An 18237-nucleotide genomic window follows, 5' to 3' on the forward strand; every position below is an offset into this window, starting at 1 on the left:
ACTATTCCGCGGCCAGCGGCAGGTCCGTGTCAGCCGGCTCCGTCCGCCGCCAGGGTACCACGCCGCCCAGCGCCTCGGCGACCCTGAGGCCCGACCGCAGCCCGTCCTCGTGGAAACCGTGCCCGGTCCAGGCGCCGGCGAACCAGGTGTTCCGCACGCCCTGGATATCGTCGAGGCGGACCTGCGCCGAGAGGGCGCGCGAATCGAACTGCGGGTGGGAGAAACTCCACTCGCCGAAGACCGTTCCCGCCGCCGGCTCGACGACCGGATTGAGCGAGACGAACAGTGGCCGCGACGGGTCGATCCCCTGCAGCGCGTTCATCCAGTAGGTGACGCAGACCTCCTTCTCGAGGTCCATCCCGCTCGAGCGCATGTAGTTCCAGGCCGACCACGCCGCGCGGCGCTTCGGCATCAGGCGCGGGTCGCGGTGCAGGATCACGCGGTTCGGGCGGTAGGCGACGGCACCGAGGATCTTCTCCTCGATCGGCGAGGCATCGCCGAGCAGGGCGAGCGCCTGGCCGGAATGGCTGGCGATGACGATCGCGTCGAAGCGCTCGGGCGCCGCGCCGCGCGCCGTCACGACGACGCCGTGCTCGTCGCGCAGGACACGGTCCACGGGGGCGTTCAGGCGCAGCCGGTCGCCGAGCGGGGCAAGCAGCTTTTCGAGATAGGTCCGCGAGCCGCCGGTGACGGTGCGCCACATCGGCCGCTCGTTGTGGATGAGGCGGTGGTTCTCGAAGAAGGAGACGAAGGTCGCGGCCGGGAAGTCGAGCATCTTCACGCGCGGCGTCGACCAGATCGCGGCGGCCATCGGGATCAGGTAGTCGTCGCGGAACTCGGCAGAGAATTTTCGCGTCTGGAGATATTGCCCGATCGTGACGCCGCCGAGCAGCCCCGCCTCGCGGTCCTGGATGCACTGGCGGTTGAAGCGCAGGATCTCGCGCAGCATCCAGAGGAAGGAGGGGGAGAAGACGTTGCGCTTCTGGGCGAAGATCGAGCGGTAGGTCTGGCCGCTCCACTCGCGGCGCCCGCCGTCGAGCGACAGCGAGAAGCCCATGTTGCTCTCGTGCGTGGCCACGCCGAGATGGGCGAAGAGCGCGGTGAGTTCGGGATAGTTCAGCTCGTTGTAGACGATGAAGCCGGTGTCGACGGCGATGGTCGTGCCGTCGTAGTCGACGTCGACGGTGGCGGTGTGGCCGCCCGGACGGCCCTCGGCCTCGAACAGGGTCACGTCATGCCGCGCCTGCAAGGCCCAGGCCGCAGAGGCTCCGGAAACGCCGGATCCGACGACGGCGATTCTCTTCCGGCCGCGAAGCGTGCTGCGGTCCAGTGTGACGATGCTCATGCGGATCCTTTCATCGCAGTGTAGGCGGCCATCGCCCGGTCGCGGGCCAAGGCATGGTCTATGGCAGGTACGGGATAGTCGCGGCCGAGTTTCACCCCGGCTTCAGCGAGCACGAGGGCGGGGGCGTCGGCGGGATGGTGGAGGAAGCGGTCCGGCACGCGGCCGAGTTCAGGCACGAAGCGGCGCACGTAGTCGCCCTCGCCGTCGAATTTCTCGCCCTGGAGGATCGGGTTGAAGATCCGGAAATAGGGGGCGGCATCCGCACCCGATCCCGCCACCCACTGCCAGCTCGCCGCGTTGCTGGCCGGGTCGGCGTCCACCAGCGTGTCCCAGAACCAGCGCTCGCCCTCGCGCCAGTCCTGCAGCAGGTGCTTGATGAGGAAGGAGGCGCAGATCATCCGCACGCGGTTGTGCATCCAGCCCGTCTGCCAGAGCTCCCGCATGCCGGCATCGACGATCGGGTAGCCGGTGCGGCCCCGCCGCCAGGCCTCCACGAGAGCGTCCGAAGGCTGCCAGCGGAATCCGTCGAAATCGCGATTGTAGTTGCTTTCGGCAAGATCCGGATTGTGGAACAGGAGGTGGTAGGAGAACTCGCGCCAGACGACCTCCTTGAGGAATTTTTCCGCATCCCGTGCCGGAATGGCGCCGCGCGCGTCCTCGACCGCCTGCCAGATCTGGAACGGCGTGATCTCCCCATGGGCGAGGTGGGGTGACAGCCGGGAGGTCGACGGCATGCCCGGCCGGTCGCGGTTCTCGCCGTAGCCGTCGATCGCGCCAGCCAGGAAGATCTTCAGCCGGGCCAGGGCGCCCGCCTCGCCGGGGGTCCATTCGGCCCGCAGGCCGCCGGCCCAGTCCGGCCGGGTCGGCAGCAGCCCCCATGTCCGCAGGTCGTCGCTCGCCACCGGCCCGCGATGGCCGCGCAGCGTCCGGGGCGCGGCCATCGCGGGCCGCGGCGCCGGCTCGGCCGTCAGCGCCCGCCAGAACGGCGAATACACCCTGAAGGGGCCTCCGGCTCCCGTCTTCAGCCGCGTCGGCTCGTGCAGCAGCTGGCCCTCGAAGCTCTCGCAGTCGATGCCCCGCCCGCGAAGCGCCTCCTTCAGCGCGGCGTCGACGGCCGCTCCGGGGGGATCGTAGCGCCGGTTCCAGAGGACGCGGTCTGCACCGGTCTCGTCGAGCAGCGCCTCGACCACGGCTTGCGTGCGGCCGCGGCGCAGGACCAGGCGGGCGCCCCTGTCTTCCAGGTCACGCGCGAGCGCCGACAGCGAATGATGCAGCCACCAGCGGCGAGCGCCGCCGACCGGCCGCATCCCCTTGCTCTCCTCGTCGAGAACGAACACCGGGAGCACCGGCCTGCCGGATTCCGCTCCCACACGGAGCGCCCGGTTGTCGGAAAGCCGAAGGTCGTGCCTGAAGAGGACGAGGACGGGGGTTTCGCTCCCGTCCGGCCGCATGCCAGTCATGAAAAATTCCGCGGATCGGTCGTCTGCTTGTCGATCATGGGCCAAGATACGCATGGATCGCCCCGGTGGATTAGGCGGAAGCGATTAATCCCGGCTTGCCGGTGCGGGCACCCGCATGTTGGAGAACGTCGCCGTCGGTGATACGATTCGCCGGGGGTAAGAGATCTGATGGAGGATCGTATGAAGCGCATCTTGTCCGCCGGCCTCGCACTGGCCCTGTCCCTCTCGTTCGCGCTCGCCGCTGCTACGCCGTCCGTGGCCGGCTCCCTCCGGCCTTCGGCCCCGGCGGTCGCGTCCGGCCAGACCGATGTCGTCGAGATCGGACACCGCCACCGTCGCTACGACCGGCACCGCTATCACCGCCACGAGTTTCGTCGGCATCACCATCGTCCGCATGTCCGCTACCACCGGCGCAACGATGCCGGCCCGATCATCGGCGGACTCGTGGCCGGGGCCATCATCGGCGGCATCATCGCCGGCCAGCCGCGCCACCACTACCGTGGCTACCGCAGCGCCCATGTCGACTGGTGCCTGAGGCGGTACCGCTCCTATGACGTCCATTCGAACACGTTCCAGCCCTATCACGGGCCGCGGCGCCTCTGCCGTTCGCCCTACGCCTATTGAGACCGGCCGATGCGGGCCTGCCGCCAGGCTGGCCCGCATCCGTCCACAGGCTGAGCGGGCACGGCGCAATTCCGTCGCCCGCGGTCCCTCGCTTGCGTTATAAACGCAAAAACCAGGGGCGACGGGACAATCGCAAGTGACGCATGAAGTGACGAACCAGCCGCCGCCGCACGCCGGTTCCAACGCGTGGCGGGACGACCCGCTTCTCGTGCAGCTTTCGGAGGAGTTCTCGCCGGTCGCGCGCAAGGACCTGGATGCGGCCGGACGCTTCACGATGTCGTCCGAGGCGCAGGACCTCGCTCGCCTCGCGAATTCCGAACTGCCGCGGCTGCGAACGCATGACCGGCAGGGCCGCCGCATCGATCTGGTCGAGTTCCACCCGGCCTACCACGCCCTCATGCGGCGTTCGGTGACGACCGGGCTGCAGTCGTCGGTATGGGAAAACGGCGAGGCGGAGACCGGCCGTCGCCACCAGGTGCGCGCGGCCCGGTTCTTCATGATGGCGCAGCTCGAATCGCCGCACCTGAAGTCCATCACGGCCACCAGCGCGGCACTCGCGGCGCTGATGGCGTCGCCGAAGCTCTTCCGGGAATGGGCGCCGCGCGCCACGACGCGCAAGTACGATCCGGCCCAGAAGCCGCCCGTCGAAAAGACCGGCCTGACGATCGGCATGGCGCTGGCGGAAAAACAGGGGGGCAGCGATCCCGACGGCATGTCCACGCGCGCCGAGCGGGCCGACAACGGCTTCTTCCGTCTCACCGGCCATAAATGGTTCGTCTCGGCGCCGATGTCCGACGCGTTCCTGATGCTGGCGCAGGCGCCCGAGGGGCCGTCCTGCTTCCTCGTCCCCCGCATCCTGAGCACCGGCCAGGCGAACGGACTGCGCATCCAGCGCCTGAAGGAGAAGATCGGCGACCGCTCCTGCGCCACCGCCGAGCTGGAATTTTCGGGCGCCATCGCCGAGCGGGTCGGGGCACCCGGCGCGGGACAGAAGACCATCATGGACATGCTGACGCTGACGCGCCTGGACGGCGCGCTGTCGTCGGCCGGCATCATGCGGGCGGCCCTCGCCGAAGCCGTTCACCACACCCGTCACCGCCGCGTCCACGGCCACAAGCTGGTCGACAAGCCGGTGATGCTGCGCGTGCTCGCCGATCTCGCCGTCGAGGTCGCGGCGGCGACTGCACTCGCGTTCCGCCTGGCCCGATCCTTCGATCGCGCGGCCGAGGACCGGGCGGAGGCGGCTTTCGCGCGTGCGATGACGCCGGTGATCAAGTACTGGGTCTGCAAGATCTGCCCGGCCGTCGTCTGCGAGGCGATGGAGTGCCTCGGCGGCAGCGGCTACGTCGAGGACGGTCCGATGGCCCGGCTGTTCCGCGATTCAGCCGCCAACGCGATGGGGGAGGGGCCAGGCAACGTCGCCGCGATCGAATCGCTGCGGGTGCTCCGGCAGTCGCCCGCGCTCTTCTCGGAGGTGATGGGCATCGTCGAACACGATCTCGGCGCCGGCGGCCGGGGAACGGTCGGCGTGCTGCGCGCGGCGCTCGAGGTCGCCCAGTCGGACGAAGGCTCGGCCCGCATCCTCACCGAACAGCTTGCGCTCTCGGCGGCGGCGGCCGAACTGAAGCGGCTGGGGGCGGGGCGGATCGCCGACGCCTTCATCGAGACGCGGCTGGCCGGACAGTGGCGGACGACCTACGGCATGCTCGATTCGCGCCACGATGCCCGGCTGATCGTCGACACGCTCTATCCGGAAGCCGCGTAGGCGGTCAGCGCGAGGACGGCCGGGATGGTGAAGAAGGCCGCGGCCGTCTGGACGGTCGTCACCGCCGCATAGAGTTCCGCATCGCCGCCGAGCTGGCGGGCCAGCAGATAGCCGTTCATCGCCGTCGGCACCGCCGCGCAGAGCGCCAGATACTGCAGTTGCGGCCCGGCGACGCCGAAGGCCGCGGCGAGGCTCACCAGCAGCGCGGGAAAGACGACGAGCTTGATGACGACCGGCAGCACCACCGGCAGGCGCGGCCGCAGCGCATCGGCCGGGCGGAGGCCGGCGCCGATGGTCAGGAGCCCCATCCCCAGCGCGGCCCGGCCGACGAGGCCGAGAGTCTGGTTGAACGGTTCGTAGACGCCGATCGGAAGGAAGCGCAGCGACAGGCCCGCCAGCGATGCCAGGATCAGCGGGTTGAGGGCGATGGTGCGCAGCATCCGGGACCAGTTGGCGTCGCGATCGGCGAAGCGGCAGACAACGATCACCGATTCGACGTTGATCGGCACGATGATGAACGCCATCATCAGCGCCACCACCGCCGCCCCCTCGGGAGGGAAGATCTTGTCGGCGATGGCCAGCGCCATGAAGCCGTTCCACCGGACGCTCGTCTGGAAGATCGACGAGAATTCGCCCGCCGTCGCCAGCCCGAAACGCCGCAAGGGAAGCCAGAGGAGCGCCGTGCCGGCCCCCGTGACGACGATCGCGATCGCCAGCGCCGCCAGCATGCCGTTCCATTCGAGACCCGAGAAGTCGGCATTGTAGATCGTGACGAAGAGCAGTGCCGGATAGAGGAACCAGTAGCCCAGCTGTTCGAGCCCCGGCCAGGCTGCGTCGTCCACCAGCTTGATCCGGCGCAGGAAATGGCCCGCCGCGATGAGCAGGAAGATGGGCAGGATGCTTTCGAAGGTCGCGGTCATGGGAAACGGGCCAGCCGGGGAAGGGTGGGTCGGCTCCTAGAGGGTTTCGCACCGGGAGGAAAGCGGCCAGGCCTCGGAAGCGCATTCCCGACCGGGCTGCCGCGCCGGCCGGGGGCAATCAAACCGTTAACCTTAACGAATGGTTTCCATTGCCCGGCCGGAGCCGGACCGGCATCGTCGGCATTCGAGACCGGGACAGCCCATGCCACGTCTGCTCACCCTCTTCGTCGCCGCCTACTGGACGACGTTCTTCGCGATCCTGGCGCTGGCGGCGCTCGGCGAGGTGAGGGGCGCCGGTTTCCCCGTTCTTCATGCCCTGGTGTCTCCTGCCGGATCGCCGTTCCAGGTGCCTGCCGGTGCGCCGGTGTCCGCGCTGCTTGCGACCGGATTTCTGCTCGTGACGATGCTCTTCGTGTGGACCATGGCGACGGTTCTGTTCGAAGTGCGGCAGGGCGACGGCGAGGAACCGGCCCGCATCGCGCTCGCCTCCGCCGCGGGTGCCATGGCGGTCCTGCTCGCTCTCGGCGTCTGGTCGGGCACGCAGGATGTCCTGTCGGCCGTCACGCTGCAGTTCATCGCGCTGCTCGCATCGCATGGGGTGATCCAGGCCGAAGCCGCCCGCCGGGATGCCCGTTCGCGCGCCGCAGAGCCGGTCGATGCCGGAACGGCGCGGGCGATGGCCATCGGGGCCGCCCGCCACAGCATGCTGTCGCGCCTGTCTCGGCGCGATCCAAGCCCGACGAAGAGGTTCTGATGCGCTACGTCCTCCTGCTCTGGGCTCTGCCGATGGGCCTGTTCTGGTCCTGGTACGCCCTGTCCTTCCACGACATCAATTTCGGCATGCTCTTCTTCAGCCGACTGCTCCACGACGAGGTGTTCCGCCTCTACGGCGAGATTCTCGGCCTCGACCCGGCGATCCTGCCCGGCATGGTGGCGCGGGCCTGCATCGTCGACACGGCGCTGATCTTCGGCATCCTGGCCTTCCGCCGGCGCAAGGCGATCGCCGGCTGGCTGCGGGAGCGCCGCGGCCGGCCACGGCCTCAGGAAGCGGTCGCGCCGAGCGTCTGAAGCCGGTCGAGCACGCCCTGCAGGATGAAGGCGGCGGCGGCCGAATCGATCCGCCCGCTGCGCTTCCGGCGCGACACGTCCATCTCGATCAGCGCCCGTTCCGCGGCCACCGTCGACAGCCGCTCGTCCCAGAAGACGAAGGGCAGGTCGGTCACCCGCTGCATGTTGCGCACGAAGGCGCGGCTGGCCTGCGCGCGCGGCCCCTCCGTGCCGTCCATGTTCACGGGCAGACCCATGACGAAGGCGGCGACGCCGTCCTTGCGCGCCTGCGCCATCAGCATGTCGGCGTCCTGCGTGAATTTCCGGCGCAGGATCACCGGGCGGGGATTGGCGAAGCTCAGGCCCTTGTCGGACACCGCCACGCCGATGGTCTTGTCGCCGAGGTCGAGACCGGCCAGCGTATGGCCGCCGGCGAGCACGGCCGGCAGGTCTTCCATCGAAATCACGGGCATGGCCGATCGGGGCCTTTCTTCTCGGTCGAACCGCGTTCTATCCTGCCGCCGATCAAGTGCAAGGAGAACCATCCATGAAGATCACCTGGTTCGGCCATTCGGCCTTCCGCATCGAGGCGGGCGACGCCCGGATCCTGATCGACCCTTTCCTGACCGGCAACCCCTCCTGGGGGAAGGGCTGGGAGGAAGCGGCCGAAGGAGCGACCCACGTGCTGCTCACGCACGGCCACAACGACCATGTCGGCGACACGGTGGCGATCCACAAGAAGACCGGCGCGATGGTGGTCGGCAATTTCGAGCTCTGCATGTTCCTGGTGGGGCAGGGCGTCGACGGCAACAGGATCAATCCAGGCAATGCCGGCGGCACCGTCGACTGCGGCGGCTTCACCGTCACCTTCGTCCAGGCGCTGCATTCCTCGTCCTTCGCCGGCGAGGGCGGGCAGAACACCTATCTCGGCAATCCGCTCGGGCTGGTGCTGCATTTCCCGGGCGACAGCACGCTCTACCACATGGGCGACACCGACATCTTCTCCGACATGGCGCTGATCAACGAATTGCACGAGCCGAAGATCGGCCTCGTGCCCGTCGGCGACCGCTTCACCATGGGTGGCGCGGTGGCCGCACTCGCCTGCCGGCGCTTCTTCAAGTTCGAGACGGTGATCCCCTGTCATTTCGGCACCTTCCCGATGCTCGACCAGAGCGCGCAGACTTTCGTGGCCGGCATGGAGGGATCCGGCGTCGCGGTGAAGACGCCGAAGGTTGGCGAGGCGCTCGAACTCTGATGCGGATCGCGGGGGGAACGAACGGGGGCGCGATGCGCGCGCTGCTGCTGGCCGGCGGGCTGGTCTGGTCGGCCTGCGCTGCGGCGGCCGATTTTCCGGGCGGCGTCTACGCGCCGTCGCAGGAACTCTGCGCGGCCGGACTGGCCGGCGGCATCCAGTCCATTTTCGAACAGGGAGACACGGTCCTGACGGCGGCCGGCATCGAGGGGATCGAGTATCACTGCGATTTCGTCCAGGTCCTCGAAGGCCGGCGGACGCCCGGCTTCGTCGTCACCGCGCTGTGCGAGGAGCCGGACTTCGCCTTCCCCGACCTGCTGGCCATCGTGCCGCGCGGAGAGGACGAGCTGCAGGTCACCTCGGTGCTGGATGCGGCGGGCGGCGAGCCCTCCGCCAACAGCGGCACCTACCATCGGTGCAAGGGACTCGAACTGCCCTGAGCCGCCGCTGCCGGCCGGTCGGGCGTTGCGCCCCGCCCGTCCGACCGGTATAGCGCGGGACGGCCCCGCGCGAGCCACGGGCCGGTCACATCCCGGAGAAGCCCATGTCCGTCGATCTCGCCACCGTCAAGCGCGTCGCCCACCTCGCCCGCATCGCCGTCACCGAGGAGGATGCGGAACGGATGACCGGGGAGCTCAACGCCATCCTCGGCTTCGTCGAGCAGCTGGACGAGGTCGACGTGTCCGGTGTCGAGCCGATGACGTCCGTGATCCCCATGCAGATGCGCAAGCGCGAGGACGTGGTGACGGACGGCGGCAAGGCCGCCGACGTCGTCGCCAACGCCCCGGCCTCGGCGGAGAATTTCTTCCTCGTGCCGAAGGTGGTGGAGTAGCCCGCCATGGCCGTGACGATCGCCGCCGAGACGCCGCTGCAGGACGACGTGCGCCGGCTCGTGGCCGCGCTCAACGCCTATATGATGCCGCTCACTCCGCGCGAATTCCAGTTCCAGCTCACCGTCGAGCAGATGGCCGCGCCGTCGGTGACCTGCTTCGTGGCCCGCGACGAAGCGGGCAGGGCCGTCGGCATGGGATCGCTCAAGGACCATGGCGAGGGGCTGGGCGAGGTGAAGCGCATGTACACGCTTCCCGAAGTCCGGGGCCGGCGCATCGGCTCCCTGCTGCTGCAGCGCATCGAAGGCCTCGCCCGCGACAGGGGCCTGACGCTCCTGGTGCTGGAAACCGGCGAGGCCCCGGGCTTCGAGGAGGCCTGGCGCGTCTACGAGCGCGGCGGCTTCACGGTCTGCGGTGCCGTGCTCGACTATCCCGATTCAGGCTATTCGCGCTTTTACGAGAAGAAGATCCTTTCATGACCGAGCTGACCAGACTGACGATCGCGCAGGCGCGCGACAAGCTTGCGGCCGGGGAGTTCAAGGCTGCCGAACTCACCGACGCCTATCTGGCCGCGATCGACGCGGCCAACGGGACGCTGAACGCCTATGTGACGGTCACCCACGACAAGGCTCGCGCCATGGCCGCCGCGTCAGACGAGCGGCTCGCGAAGCGGCAGGGCGGCGCGCTCGAGGGCATTCCGCTCGGCATCAAGGACCTGTTCGGTACCGAAGGCGTCCACACCCAGGCCTGCAGCCATGTGCTCGACGGCTTCGAGCCGCGCTACGAATCGACCGTGACGGCCAATCTCTGGGCCGACGGCGCGGTGATGCTGGGCAAGCTCAACATGGACGAGTTCGCCATGGGCTCGTCCAACGAGACCTCCTACTACGGCCCCGTGGTCAATCCCTGGCGGCGCTCGCGCGAGATGATCGTGGCCGGCATGCCCGTCACGCATGGCGGCGAGGGCGGCTTCGCCGGGGCCGGCAGCGGCGTGCGCACCGAGCGCGTGACCGACAATGTCGACCTCGTGCCCGGCGGATCATCGGGCGGATCGGCAGCCGCCGTCTCGGCCTGGCTCTGCGCGGGCGCGACGGCGACCGACACCGGCGGCTCGATCCGCCAGCCGGCGGCCTTCACCGGCACGGTCGGGATCAAGCCCACCTACGGCCGCTGCTCGCGCTGGGGCATCGTCGCCTTCGCCTCCTCGCTCGACCAGGCCGGCCCGATCGCCCGCGACGTCCGCGATGCCGCGATCCTGCTGAAGTCGATGGCCTCCGTCGACACGAAGGACACGACCTCCGTCGACCTGCCGGTTCCGGACTACGAAGCCTCGCTCGGCCGGTCGATTCGCGGAATGAAGATCGGCATCCCGCGCGAGTACCGGGTCGAGGGCATGCCGGACGAGATCGAGGCGCTGTGGCAGCAGGGCATCGACTGGATGCGCGACGCCGGCGCCGAGATCGTCGACATCTCGCTGCCGCACACGAAATACGCCCTGCCGGCCTACTACATCGTCGCGCCCGCCGAGGCCTCCTCCAACCTCGCCCGCTACGACGGCGTCCGCTACGGCCTGCGGGTGCCCGGCAAGGACATCGTCGAGATGTACGAGAAGACCCGCGCCGAAGGTTTCGGCCGCGAGGTCAAGCGCCGCATCATGATCGGCACCTACGTGCTCTCGGCCGGCTATTACGACGCCTATTATCTCAAGGCGCAGAAGGTGCGCACGCTGATCAAGAAGGATTTCGAGGACGTCTTCGCCGCCGGCGTCGACGCCATCCTGACCCCGGCCACGCCCTCGGCCGCCTTCGGCATCGCAGACCAGGACATGGCGAGCGATCCGGTGAAGATGTACCTGAACGACATCTTCACGGTGACCGTGAACATGGCCGGTCTGCCCGGCATCGCCGTCCCCGCCGGCCTCGACGGCCGCGGCCTGCCGCTCGGCCTGCAGCTGATCGGCCGTCCCTTCGAGGAGGAGACGCTGTTCCGCACCGCGCACGTGATCGAGCAGGCGGCGGGGCGGTTCGAGCCGACGAAGTGGTGGTAGGGAGGTCATTCCCGGCGGCCGGAGCGCGGCCGGGGGCCTCGTACCGGGCGCGGTGAATGCCGCATTCATGGAGGCGCGAATCGGCCCCCCTGGATACAAACGCTGGTTCGCGCCCGATCCGCATCGGATCGGGCGTCAGCAGGGCTCAGAGGGTTGGACATCGATACTCTGGGACTCGCCGGAATCGCGCGCATCACAGGCGCAATGCTTCCAGCTCCGGCGTCACGCGGCATCCCGGACGCTGATCTCGACCTGAAGCCCGGCCGCGCCCAGCAGTTTGAAGAGTGCATCCAGCGAGAACAGGTCGATCTTGCCGCGCAGAAGATCGGAAATGCGCGGCTGCGTCACGCCGAGACGGCGGGCGGCCTCCGCCTGCGTCCAGCGCTTCGACCGGATATGCTGTTCCAGCGCCATCATCAGCGTGGAACGGAGCTTCATGTTCTCCGCGTCTGCGGCCGTGTCCTCGATGGCGTCCCAGGCGCTTGCAAACGTCTTCTCGGTCATGACCGCTGTACCTTCACCAGTTCCAGATAGCGCTTCGAGGCGAGCGCCAGATCCGCCTTGCTTGTCTTCTGCGAGGTCTTGCGGAAGCAGTGCAGGACATGGACGGCATCCGCGAAGTTCGCAACATAGATCACCCTGAAGGCGCCGGCCTCGTCTCTTATCCTGATCTCCTGGACACCCTTTCCGAGCGTCGCCATAGGCTTCCAGTCCGAGGGAAGAAAACCGTTCTGTATTTTCTCCAGCTGGTATCCGGCCGCGCGCCGGACCGCGGTGGGGAAGGCCCGCAGGTCGGCCAGAGAACTCCCCCAGAACCGCAGCGCTTTCATGAAGGGAGTATACAAGAACTTGTATGGCGCGCAAAGCCCGCCGCGTCATTGCCGACGGCGCATCCCTTGCAGGCCAGCGAGAACGACGGCAATACGTCTGCGGATGGCAGACAGAGCATCGACCGTGCGGGGGACCCGAGCATGAACAACAGCCATGTCCCCCCGCGCCGCGACGGGGCGCCCTGGCGCATCACGGTGCGCAAGACCGCAGACGGAGTGGGCGTCTACAATCCGACGCGCCGCAAGCTCGGCCTCGTCATCTTCATGGTCTTCTGGCTCTGCGGCTGGTCGGCCGGCGAGTGGTTTGCGCTGTCCGAGATTCTGCGCCCGGGTTCGCCGCTGGTCGTCGACCTGTTCCTGCTCGTCTGGGTGTCGCTCTGGACGCTCGGCGGGCTTGCCGTTCTGGCGGTGGTCGCCTGGAATCTCGTCGGGGTGGAAAAACTGTTCCTGGTCGAGGGTGGCGGCGTCGTCGTCGAGCGCGGCATCGGCCCGCTGACGAGGCGCAAGGTGTATCGCGTCGACCAGGTCGGCGAGATCGGCTTCGCGCACCAGCTCGGATCGCGGCGCGCCGAGGGCATCCTGTCGGGCGGTGCCGTACGCTTCTTCGCCGACGGCAAGCCGCAGTCCTTCGGCATCGATCTCGACGACGAGGAGACGCACCGGGTGGTGAGCCTGATGCAGGACTTCGTCGGGCGGCACCGGCCGCAGCCCGCCGCGACCGGCGAGACGGGCGAACGCAACGGCGGCGACGCGACGCCGTAGCCGGGACGTGACTGAGGCCTCCCGTAGTCCAGTCGCCCCGCGGCGAGAAAGGCGATTTCCTTGTTCTTCGTTGCTTCCAAGATCTTCTGGCTACTCGCCAACCCGCTGTCGCTGGCGACGCTGCTGGCGCTGGCGTCGTTCCTGCTGGTCCTCGCCGGCTGGCGGCGCCTCGCCGCGACCGCGGGCGGTCTCGGCTTCCTGGTCCTCGCCGTCTCCGGCTGGACGACGGCGGGTGCCCTCATGCTGCATCCGCTGGAGGAGCGATTCCAGCGTCCGATGACGCTTCCGGAGCGAATCGACGGTATCGTCGTGCTCGGCGGCGGCTTCGAAGGCGGGGTCAACCGCACCCGCGGCGGCTACGAACTGAATTCCTCCGGCGACCGCTTCGTCGAGACGGCGATCCTGGCGCTTCGCCATCCGGAGGCGAAGGTGCTCGTATCGGGCGGCACCGGCGCCCTGATGCTGGCCGGCGAGGGGGACGGCGAGACCGCGCCGCGCCTTCTGGAAGCGCTTGGCGTCGGGCGCGGCAGACTGCTTCTCGACAACGAGGCCCGCAACACCCAGGAGAACGCGATGTTCTCAAAGCGGCTCGCCGATCCGAAGCCGGGCGAAACTTGGCTCCTCGTGACATCGGCCTTCCACATGCCGCGCTCCGTCGGGCTGTTCCGCAAGGCCGGTTTCCAGGTGCTGCCGTGGCCGGCCGATTACCGGACGTCCGGCGCCGAACGGCCCGGGCTTGCCGAGGACAATGCCTTCGATTCGATGCAGAACACGGCGCTGGCGATCCGCGAGTGGATCGGGCTTGCCGCGTACCGAATCACGGGCCGGATCGACGTGTTGCTGCCGGCCCCCGAGTGACCGCTCGACCCCGGTCGGTTCAGAGGAGGAAGAGGATCAGGATGATGATGGGGATCGGAATGCCGAGAAGCCAAAGTCCAAGACCGCGAAACATCTGCGTTCTCCAGTTGAAGAGCGGATCTGCAACGGACGGGATCGTTCTTCGGTTCCGGCAGAGGCGGCATGATCGTTCGATGACGCGTTCGGCTATGACAGCAGTGCCGACCGCGCCGTGGAGAAGAACTGCCGACGGACCAGGACGGTGAGCACGAGCAGCGTCGTCATCACCAGCACCGCCGGGCCGACGAACCAGCCGAGATAGCCGATCGAGAAGAACAGCCCGCGCAGTCCCGAATTGAAATGACCGCCGGCGATCACGTTCATGCGGGCGGCCCGCAGCAGCGCCGTCTCGAGGTCGGCCTCCTCGGCGTCCTTGGTCATGGGCACCGCGCCGATCAGGATCGAGCAGTAGTTGAACAGCCGGTAGGCCCAGCCGAACTTGAAGAAGGTGTAGGCCAGGAGCGTCATCAGCCCGAGCACCTTGACCTCGTAGACGGCGCGGTCGGGTGCACCTGCCAGCGGCAGGTCAGCGAGCAGCATGAGCACGGCATCCGACGACTGCAGCAGGGCGAAGCAGCCGCCGAGCGCCAGGAGCGCGCTCGAGGCGAAGAAGGCGGTCCCCTGCTGCAGGCCTGTCATGATGCCGGTGTCGATCATGCGCAGCTCGCGCCGCGCCATCGTGCGCATCCACGCTTCCCGGTGCGCATTCATCAGCTGCGTCAGCGACTTGCGTCTGAAGAAGCGGCCCGACGTCGCCTGCGAGAACAGCACCCAGAGCAGGATGAAGACGGCAAGCGCCGAGGCGTCGGTCCAGTGGAAGGAATCGGTGTCCATCGCCGCAGCATATCCCTCTCGCGGCCCGACGGCAGGAGCCTTCCGGGCCGATGCCACGATTTGGACAAAACGATTGAGACATCGTTGACGGCCGCCGCGCACTAAGCCCTTGATCGGATTGCCGCTACAGGCCGCAAGCAGCGTCTCGCGCCCGCAGCTGCCGCCGGATTGCCTCTTTTGCGGTTGCGAACAGGAAGCCGACGCATTACAGGGAGGTCGTGAATTGGAGCGTTTCTGTCACGCGTAGCGGCGCTCCGGGGCAACCATCAACACGGAAGATCATGGACAATACGGTACCGAAATCGTGCTGGGGCGTCACCGCCAAGGCGATCGTGGGTTTTGCGGGTCTCATTCTTCTGGCATGGCTGGTCGGCGGCGCCGAGCACGCAACGGTTCTCGCAGCGAGCTGAGGACTGCCAGTCGCAGACGGAATTGCGGGGCGCGGCATCATTGCCGCGCCCTTTTCTTTTCCGCTGGGCGTCCGACCGGTAAGGTGGACCGGGTCCGCCGCCGGAACGGCCGACGCGGGATGTCGCGGCAGGATCAGCAGACGTCGGGAGCCGCGCAGCGAAGCCGGTGCGAACAATCGAACATCCCACCGCATCCTGGAGGCCTGCCTGTGTTCCTGTCCGTCTTCGACCTCTTCAAGATTGGTATCGGTCCGTCGAGCTCCCACACCATGGGGCCGATGACGGCTGCGGCGCGCTTCCTCGACGAGATCGCGTCGGGCGACTGGCCGCGGCCGGCGGGCGCCAGGGTGGCGCGCATCACGGTGAGCCTGCACGGCTCGCTCGCCTTCACCGGCATCGGCCACGGCACCGACCGCGCCGTCGTGCTCGGCCTCGCCGGCCTGACGCCGACGACCGTCGACCCCGACGGCGTCGAGGCGGTCCTCGCAGCCGTCGCCGCGCAGCGGCAGGTCCATCCGCAGGGGCATCCGCCCTATCGCTTCGATCCCGCGGTCGATCTCGTCATGGACCGCAAGACGCCGCTGCCCGGCCACGCCAACGGCATGGCCTTCAACGCGCTGGACGCCGACGGCCGGATGCTGCTGCGCCGCATCTACTTCTCGATCGGCGGCGGCTTCGTCGTCTCCGACGAGGAACTCCAGCGCATGCAGTCGCGCAGCGAGCCGGAGGCGGGCCCCGCCGTGCCCTATCCGTTCCGAAACGCGGCCGAGATGCTGGAGATGGCAGCGCAGAGCGGCCTGTCGATCGCCGAGATGAAGCGCGCCAACGAGGAGACGCTGTCGACCCCCGCCGAACTCGACGCCCGCCTCGACGCCATCTGGCAGGCGATGCGCGCCTGCATCGACCGAGGCCTGTCGCAGGAGGGCATCATGCCCGGCGGGCTCAAGGTGCGCCGCCGCGCGAGAATGCTCAACGAGCGCATGCAGAACGACTGGAAGGAGAACCGACCGAACCCGCTGCTCGCCAACGACTGGCTCTCCGTCTACGCCATGGCGGTGAACGAGGAGAACGCCGCCGGCGGACGCGTGGTCACGGCGCCCACGAACGGCGCCGCCGGCGTGGTGCCGGCGGTCATCCGCTACTGGACCCATTTCTTTCCGGACGCGGGCCCCGACGACATCCGCACCTTCCTGCTCACGGCCGCCGCCATCGGCGGCATCATCAAGCACAACGCCTCGATCTCGGGTGCCGAGGTCGGCTGCCAGGGCGAGGTCGGCTCGGCCTCGGCGATGGCCGCTGCCGGTCTCGCCGCGGTCATGGGCGGGACGCCCGAGCAGATCGAGAACGCCGCCGAGATCGCGCTGGAGCACCATCTCGGCATGACCTGCGATCCCGTCGGCGGGCTGGTGCAGGTGCCCTGCATCGAGCGCAACGCGCTCGGCGCCGTGAAGGCCGTGACGGCAGCGTCGCTCGCCATCAAGGGCGACGGCAAGCACTTCGTGCCGCTCGACGCCGCCATCGAGACCATGCGCCAGACCGGGCTCGACATGAGCGAGAAATACAAGGAGACGAGCCTCGGCGGGCTCGCGGTCAACGTGGTGGAGTGCTAGGGCCGCGACGTTGCGTCCTGTGGAGAACCGGCGACGCCATTGACCGGGCGCGAGAGGGCGCTACACCTGCTGCCATGTCGCTCAACCTGATCAAGCTCTGCGTCGGCGCCGACAGCGTCGAGGATCTCGAAAGCTGGATCGAATTCCGGCTGGGCGAGATGCGGCGGGCGGGCGAGGTGCCTGAGCAGGTGCACACCACGCGCATGGTGCCGAAGCGCGTCGAGGAACTCCTCGACGGCGGCTCGCTCTACTGGGTGATCAAGGGCAACGTCCAGTGCCGGCAGCGGCTCGTCGACATCCGGCCCTTCGTCGATACCGACGGCATCGGCCGCTGCCATCTCGTTCTCGATCCGCGGATCATCGTCACCGACTGGCAGCCGCGCCGCGCCTTCCAGGGTTGGCGCTACCTGACGCCGGCAGACGCGCCAGCCGATCTCGGCGCCGGCCGCGCCGGCTGGGCGGCGCTGCCGACGGAACTGCGCCGCGAACTCGCCGATCTCGGCCTGCTCTGACTGAAGCGCGCGACCGAAGTCCGGTAAACATTTGATCGGCTTGTGCCGGCGGACGAATGGCGGCATTCTGTCGCCGGGACGTTCGGGTGGCGAAACCATGCTTGTGACGGGATTGACCGGTCCCACGGACGGGCGGAAGCACGAAAGCGCGCACGTCATCGTCTGCGGCAACGAGAAGGGCGGCTCGGGCAAGTCGACCACGGCCGCGCATATCGCCATAGCGCTCCAGCGCGCCGGCCATTCGGTGGCGACCATCGATCTCGACGGGCGCCAGCTCACCCTGACGCGCTACTTCGAGAACCGGCGCCGCTGGGCCGCCAAGGCGCGGCTTTCGCTTCCCGTCCCGCACCATTTCCACGTTCCGCCGGCCTACAGGGAAACGGTCTCGGCCGCCGAAAGCGAGGAATTCCGCCGGCTGACCGAGGGTCTGGCCGAGATCGAGAACAGCCACGACTTCGTCGTCGTCGACACCCCCGGATCCGACACTTTCCTCAACCGGCTCGCTCACCGGATCGCCGATACGCTGGTGACGCCGATGAACGACAGCTTCATCGATTTCGACGTGCTCGCCCGCGTCGATCCCGTCACCCACGAAATTCTCGAGACGTCGCAATATGCGGCGGCGGTGCGCGAGGCGCGCCGCGAGCGCAGGCGCGCCGACAACTCGCTGCTCGACTGGGTGGTGGTCCGCAACCGCCTGTCCAGTATCGCCTCCCGCAACGAGCAGAAGATCGACGCCTGCCTGAAGAACCTGTCGGCGCGCCTCGGCTTCCGGATCGCCGACGGCATCTCCGAGCGCGTCATCTTCCGGGAGTTCTTCCCCATCGGCCTTACCGCGCTCGACGATTTCGAGGAGCACGTTCTGGGCACGAAGCCGACGCTGTCCCATCTGGCGGCGCGCCAGGAGATACGCCAGCTGATCGCCGCGCTGCGGCTCCCGACGGACGTGGCGGGGAAGCGCCGCGCCGATCTCCGCCGCCAGTTCGCGGAGACCGCCGGCCGGCCGCTCCGACTGCCCGACATCTTCGCCGAGTGACGACGGCTCCGGTGCGCCATCGCCGGGGCTTGCATCGCAGCGCCCACCGCCACATC

At 68.5% G+C, this 18237-nt stretch carries 22 protein-coding genes; 15 read left to right on the top strand and 7 right to left on the bottom strand.

Annotated features, from left to right (window positions below; translation table 11 throughout):
* Position 1: 1 nt before the first annotated feature.
* Positions 2 to 1345, bottom strand: coding sequence for an NAD(P)/FAD-dependent oxidoreductase (locus IAI54_RS05500; RefSeq protein WP_187971396.1), 1344 nt, complete (start codon positions 1343 to 1345; stop codon positions 2 to 4).
* Positions 1342 to 2796 carry a cryptochrome/photolyase family protein gene (locus IAI54_RS05505; RefSeq protein ID WP_187973032.1) on the bottom strand — a complete coding sequence of 485 codons (1455 nt, stop codon included), beginning with the start codon at positions 2794 to 2796 and terminating at the stop codon, positions 1342 to 1344. The genes IAI54_RS05500 and IAI54_RS05505 overlap by 4 nt, the downstream gene beginning before the upstream one ends.
* Positions 2797 to 2985: 189 nt before the next feature.
* Between IAI54_RS05505 and IAI54_RS05510 the strand changes: the two genes are divergently transcribed.
* Together IAI54_RS05510 and IAI54_RS05515 are read left to right on the top strand one after the other, a co-directional pair.
* Positions 2986 to 3429, top strand: coding sequence for a BA14K family protein (locus IAI54_RS05510; protein ID WP_235679264.1), 444 nt, complete (start codon positions 2986 to 2988; stop codon positions 3427 to 3429).
* Positions 3430 to 3565: 136 nt separating this feature from the next.
* Positions 3566 to 5194, top strand: coding sequence for an acyl-CoA dehydrogenase family protein (locus tag IAI54_RS05515; RefSeq protein ID WP_187971398.1), 1629 nt, complete (start codon positions 3566 to 3568; stop codon positions 5192 to 5194).
* Here IAI54_RS05515 and IAI54_RS05520 read toward each other — a convergent pair.
* Positions 5176 to 6114 (bottom strand): AEC family transporter, encoded by a 939-nt coding sequence (locus tag IAI54_RS05520; RefSeq protein WP_187971399.1) that lies wholly within the window; start codon positions 6112 to 6114, stop codon positions 5176 to 5178. The genes IAI54_RS05515 and IAI54_RS05520 overlap by 19 nt on opposite strands.
* 202 nt (positions 6115 to 6316) lie before the next feature.
* Here IAI54_RS05520 and IAI54_RS05525 point away from each other — a divergent pair, with 202 nt between their 5' ends.
* Positions 6317 to 6868: a hypothetical protein gene (locus IAI54_RS05525; protein WP_187971400.1), complete on the top strand. Its 552-nt coding sequence runs from the start codon at positions 6317 to 6319 to the stop codon at positions 6866 to 6868.
* Positions 6868 to 7182 carry a DUF6105 family protein gene (locus IAI54_RS05530; RefSeq protein WP_187971401.1) on the top strand — a complete coding sequence of 105 codons (315 nt, stop codon included), beginning with the start codon at positions 6868 to 6870 and terminating at the stop codon, positions 7180 to 7182. Before IAI54_RS05525 ends, IAI54_RS05530 begins: the two co-directional genes overlap by 1 nt.
* Here IAI54_RS05530 and ruvX read toward each other — a convergent pair.
* Positions 7155 to 7634 (bottom strand): Holliday junction resolvase RuvX, encoded by a 480-nt coding sequence (ruvX, locus tag IAI54_RS05535; RefSeq protein ID WP_187971402.1) that lies wholly within the window; start codon positions 7632 to 7634, stop codon positions 7155 to 7157. The two genes, IAI54_RS05530 and ruvX, sit on opposite strands and share 28 nt — an antisense overlap.
* A gap of 74 nt (positions 7635 to 7708) precedes the next feature.
* Here ruvX and IAI54_RS05540 point away from each other — a divergent pair, with 74 nt between their 5' ends.
* From IAI54_RS05540 to IAI54_RS05560, 5 genes are all read left to right on the top strand, one after another.
* Positions 7709 to 8416, top strand: coding sequence for a metal-dependent hydrolase (locus IAI54_RS05540; RefSeq protein WP_187971403.1), 708 nt, complete (start codon positions 7709 to 7711; stop codon positions 8414 to 8416).
* Between the two features lie 32 nt (positions 8417 to 8448).
* The gene (locus tag IAI54_RS05545; RefSeq protein ID WP_187971404.1) at positions 8449 to 8853 is read left to right on the top strand and encodes a hypothetical protein; all 405 of its coding nucleotides are present in this window, start codon (positions 8449 to 8451) and stop codon (positions 8851 to 8853) included.
* A 104-nt stretch (positions 8854 to 8957) separates the two neighbouring features.
* Positions 8958 to 9245 carry an Asp-tRNA(Asn)/Glu-tRNA(Gln) amidotransferase subunit GatC gene (gatC, locus tag IAI54_RS05550; protein WP_187971405.1) on the top strand — a complete coding sequence of 96 codons (288 nt, stop codon included), beginning with the start codon at positions 8958 to 8960 and terminating at the stop codon, positions 9243 to 9245.
* Between the two features lie 6 nt (positions 9246 to 9251).
* Positions 9252 to 9722: a GNAT family N-acetyltransferase gene (locus IAI54_RS05555; RefSeq protein ID WP_187971406.1), complete on the top strand. Its 471-nt coding sequence runs from the start codon at positions 9252 to 9254 to the stop codon at positions 9720 to 9722.
* Positions 9719 to 11290, top strand: coding sequence for an amidase (locus tag IAI54_RS05560; RefSeq protein WP_187971407.1), 1572 nt, complete (start codon positions 9719 to 9721; stop codon positions 11288 to 11290). Before IAI54_RS05555 ends, IAI54_RS05560 begins: the two co-directional genes overlap by 4 nt.
* A gap of 222 nt (positions 11291 to 11512) precedes the next feature.
* On the opposite strand, the gene IAI54_RS05565 is transcribed toward IAI54_RS05560, so the two are convergent.
* Together IAI54_RS05565 and IAI54_RS05570 are read right to left on the bottom strand one after the other, a co-directional pair.
* Entirely contained in the window at positions 11513 to 11794 is a 282-nt protein-coding gene (locus tag IAI54_RS05565; protein WP_187971408.1) for a helix-turn-helix domain-containing protein, read from the bottom strand.
* A complete protein-coding gene (locus tag IAI54_RS05570; protein ID WP_187971409.1) occupies positions 11791 to 12120 on the bottom strand; it encodes a type II toxin-antitoxin system RelE/ParE family toxin in 330 nt (109 codons plus the stop codon). The genes IAI54_RS05565 and IAI54_RS05570 overlap by 4 nt, the downstream gene beginning before the upstream one ends.
* A 141-nt stretch (positions 12121 to 12261) precedes the next feature.
* Between IAI54_RS05570 and IAI54_RS05575 the strand changes: the two genes are divergently transcribed.
* Both IAI54_RS05575 and IAI54_RS05580 read left to right on the top strand, forming a co-directional pair.
* Complete coding sequence (locus tag IAI54_RS05575) at positions 12262 to 12882, top strand: hypothetical protein (protein ID WP_187971410.1); 621 nt, start codon at positions 12262 to 12264, stop codon at positions 12880 to 12882.
* A gap of 60 nt (positions 12883 to 12942) precedes the next feature.
* A complete protein-coding gene (locus IAI54_RS05580) occupies positions 12943 to 13740 on the top strand; it encodes a YdcF family protein (RefSeq protein ID WP_187971411.1) in 798 nt (265 codons plus the stop codon).
* Positions 13741 to 13926: 186 nt separating this feature from the next.
* Here IAI54_RS05580 and IAI54_RS05585 read toward each other — a convergent pair whose 3' ends face one another.
* Positions 13927 to 14613 carry a DUF599 domain-containing protein gene (locus IAI54_RS05585; protein WP_187971412.1) on the bottom strand — a complete coding sequence of 229 codons (687 nt, stop codon included), beginning with the start codon at positions 14611 to 14613 and terminating at the stop codon, positions 13927 to 13929.
* A 281-nt stretch (positions 14614 to 14894) separates the two neighbouring features.
* Here IAI54_RS05585 and IAI54_RS29105 point away from each other — a divergent pair, with 281 nt between their 5' ends.
* From IAI54_RS29105 to IAI54_RS05600, 4 genes are all read left to right on the top strand, one after another.
* On the top strand, positions 14895 to 15023 hold the full coding sequence (locus IAI54_RS29105) for a hypothetical protein (protein WP_275403603.1): 129 nt from the start codon (positions 14895 to 14897) through the stop codon (positions 15021 to 15023).
* 209 nt (positions 15024 to 15232) lie between these two features.
* Positions 15233 to 16633, top strand: a complete 1401-nt coding sequence (locus tag IAI54_RS05590; protein WP_187971413.1) for an L-serine ammonia-lyase — start codon at positions 15233 to 15235, stop codon at positions 16631 to 16633.
* Between the two features lie 74 nt (positions 16634 to 16707).
* Positions 16708 to 17145, top strand: a complete 438-nt coding sequence (locus tag IAI54_RS05595; RefSeq protein WP_187971414.1) for a DUF1489 family protein — start codon at positions 16708 to 16710, stop codon at positions 17143 to 17145.
* Between the two features lie 97 nt (positions 17146 to 17242).
* Positions 17243 to 18181, top strand: a complete 939-nt coding sequence (locus tag IAI54_RS05600) for a division plane positioning ATPase MipZ (RefSeq protein WP_187971415.1) — start codon at positions 17243 to 17245, stop codon at positions 18179 to 18181.
* The last annotated feature ends 56 nt before the right edge of the window (positions 18182 to 18237 follow it).

Source organism: Aquibium microcysteis (genome assembly GCF_014495845.1).
GTDB lineage: Bacteria > Pseudomonadota > Alphaproteobacteria > Rhizobiales > Rhizobiaceae > Aquibium > Aquibium microcysteis.

Coding starts and splice junctions, on each gene's coding strand:
- IAI54_RS05525 (WP_187971400.1), top strand. CDS start 6,317: ATGCCACGTCTGCTCACCCTCTTCGTCGCCGCCTACTGGACGACGTTC.
- IAI54_RS05540 (WP_187971403.1), top strand. CDS start 7,709: ATGAAGATCACCTGGTTCGGCCATTCGGCCTTCCGCATCGAGGCGGGC.
- IAI54_RS05565 (WP_187971408.1), bottom strand. CDS start 11,794: ATGACCGAGAAGACGTTTGCAAGCGCCTGGGACGCCATCGAGGACACG.
- IAI54_RS05575 (WP_187971410.1), top strand. CDS start 12,262: ATGAACAACAGCCATGTCCCCCCGCGCCGCGACGGGGCGCCCTGGCGC.
- IAI54_RS05505 (WP_187973032.1), bottom strand. CDS start 2,796: ATGCGGCCGGACGGGAGCGAAACCCCCGTCCTCGTCCTCTTCAGGCAC.
- IAI54_RS29105 (WP_275403603.1), top strand. CDS start 14,895: ATGGACAATACGGTACCGAAATCGTGCTGGGGCGTCACCGCCAAGGCG.
- IAI54_RS05570 (WP_187971409.1), bottom strand. CDS start 12,120: ATGAAAGCGCTGCGGTTCTGGGGGAGTTCTCTGGCCGACCTGCGGGCC.
- ruvX (WP_187971402.1), bottom strand. CDS start 7,634: ATGCCCGTGATTTCGATGGAAGACCTGCCGGCCGTGCTCGCCGGCGGC.
- IAI54_RS05585 (WP_187971412.1), bottom strand. CDS start 14,613: ATGGACACCGATTCCTTCCACTGGACCGACGCCTCGGCGCTTGCCGTC.
- gatC (WP_187971405.1), top strand. CDS start 8,958: ATGTCCGTCGATCTCGCCACCGTCAAGCGCGTCGCCCACCTCGCCCGC.
- IAI54_RS05600 (WP_187971415.1), top strand. CDS start 17,243: ATGCTTGTGACGGGATTGACCGGTCCCACGGACGGGCGGAAGCACGAA.
- IAI54_RS05560 (WP_187971407.1), top strand. CDS start 9,719: ATGACCGAGCTGACCAGACTGACGATCGCGCAGGCGCGCGACAAGCTT.
- IAI54_RS05520 (WP_187971399.1), bottom strand. CDS start 6,114: ATGACCGCGACCTTCGAAAGCATCCTGCCCATCTTCCTGCTCATCGCG.
- IAI54_RS05510 (WP_235679264.1), top strand. CDS start 2,986: ATGAAGCGCATCTTGTCCGCCGGCCTCGCACTGGCCCTGTCCCTCTCG.
- IAI54_RS05555 (WP_187971406.1), top strand. CDS start 9,252: ATGGCCGTGACGATCGCCGCCGAGACGCCGCTGCAGGACGACGTGCGC.
- IAI54_RS05595 (WP_187971414.1), top strand. CDS start 16,708: ATGTCGCTCAACCTGATCAAGCTCTGCGTCGGCGCCGACAGCGTCGAG.
- IAI54_RS05545 (WP_187971404.1), top strand. CDS start 8,449: ATGCGCGCGCTGCTGCTGGCCGGCGGGCTGGTCTGGTCGGCCTGCGCT.
- IAI54_RS05500 (WP_187971396.1), bottom strand. CDS start 1,345: ATGAGCATCGTCACACTGGACCGCAGCACGCTTCGCGGCCGGAAGAGA.
- IAI54_RS05530 (WP_187971401.1), top strand. CDS start 6,868: ATGCGCTACGTCCTCCTGCTCTGGGCTCTGCCGATGGGCCTGTTCTGG.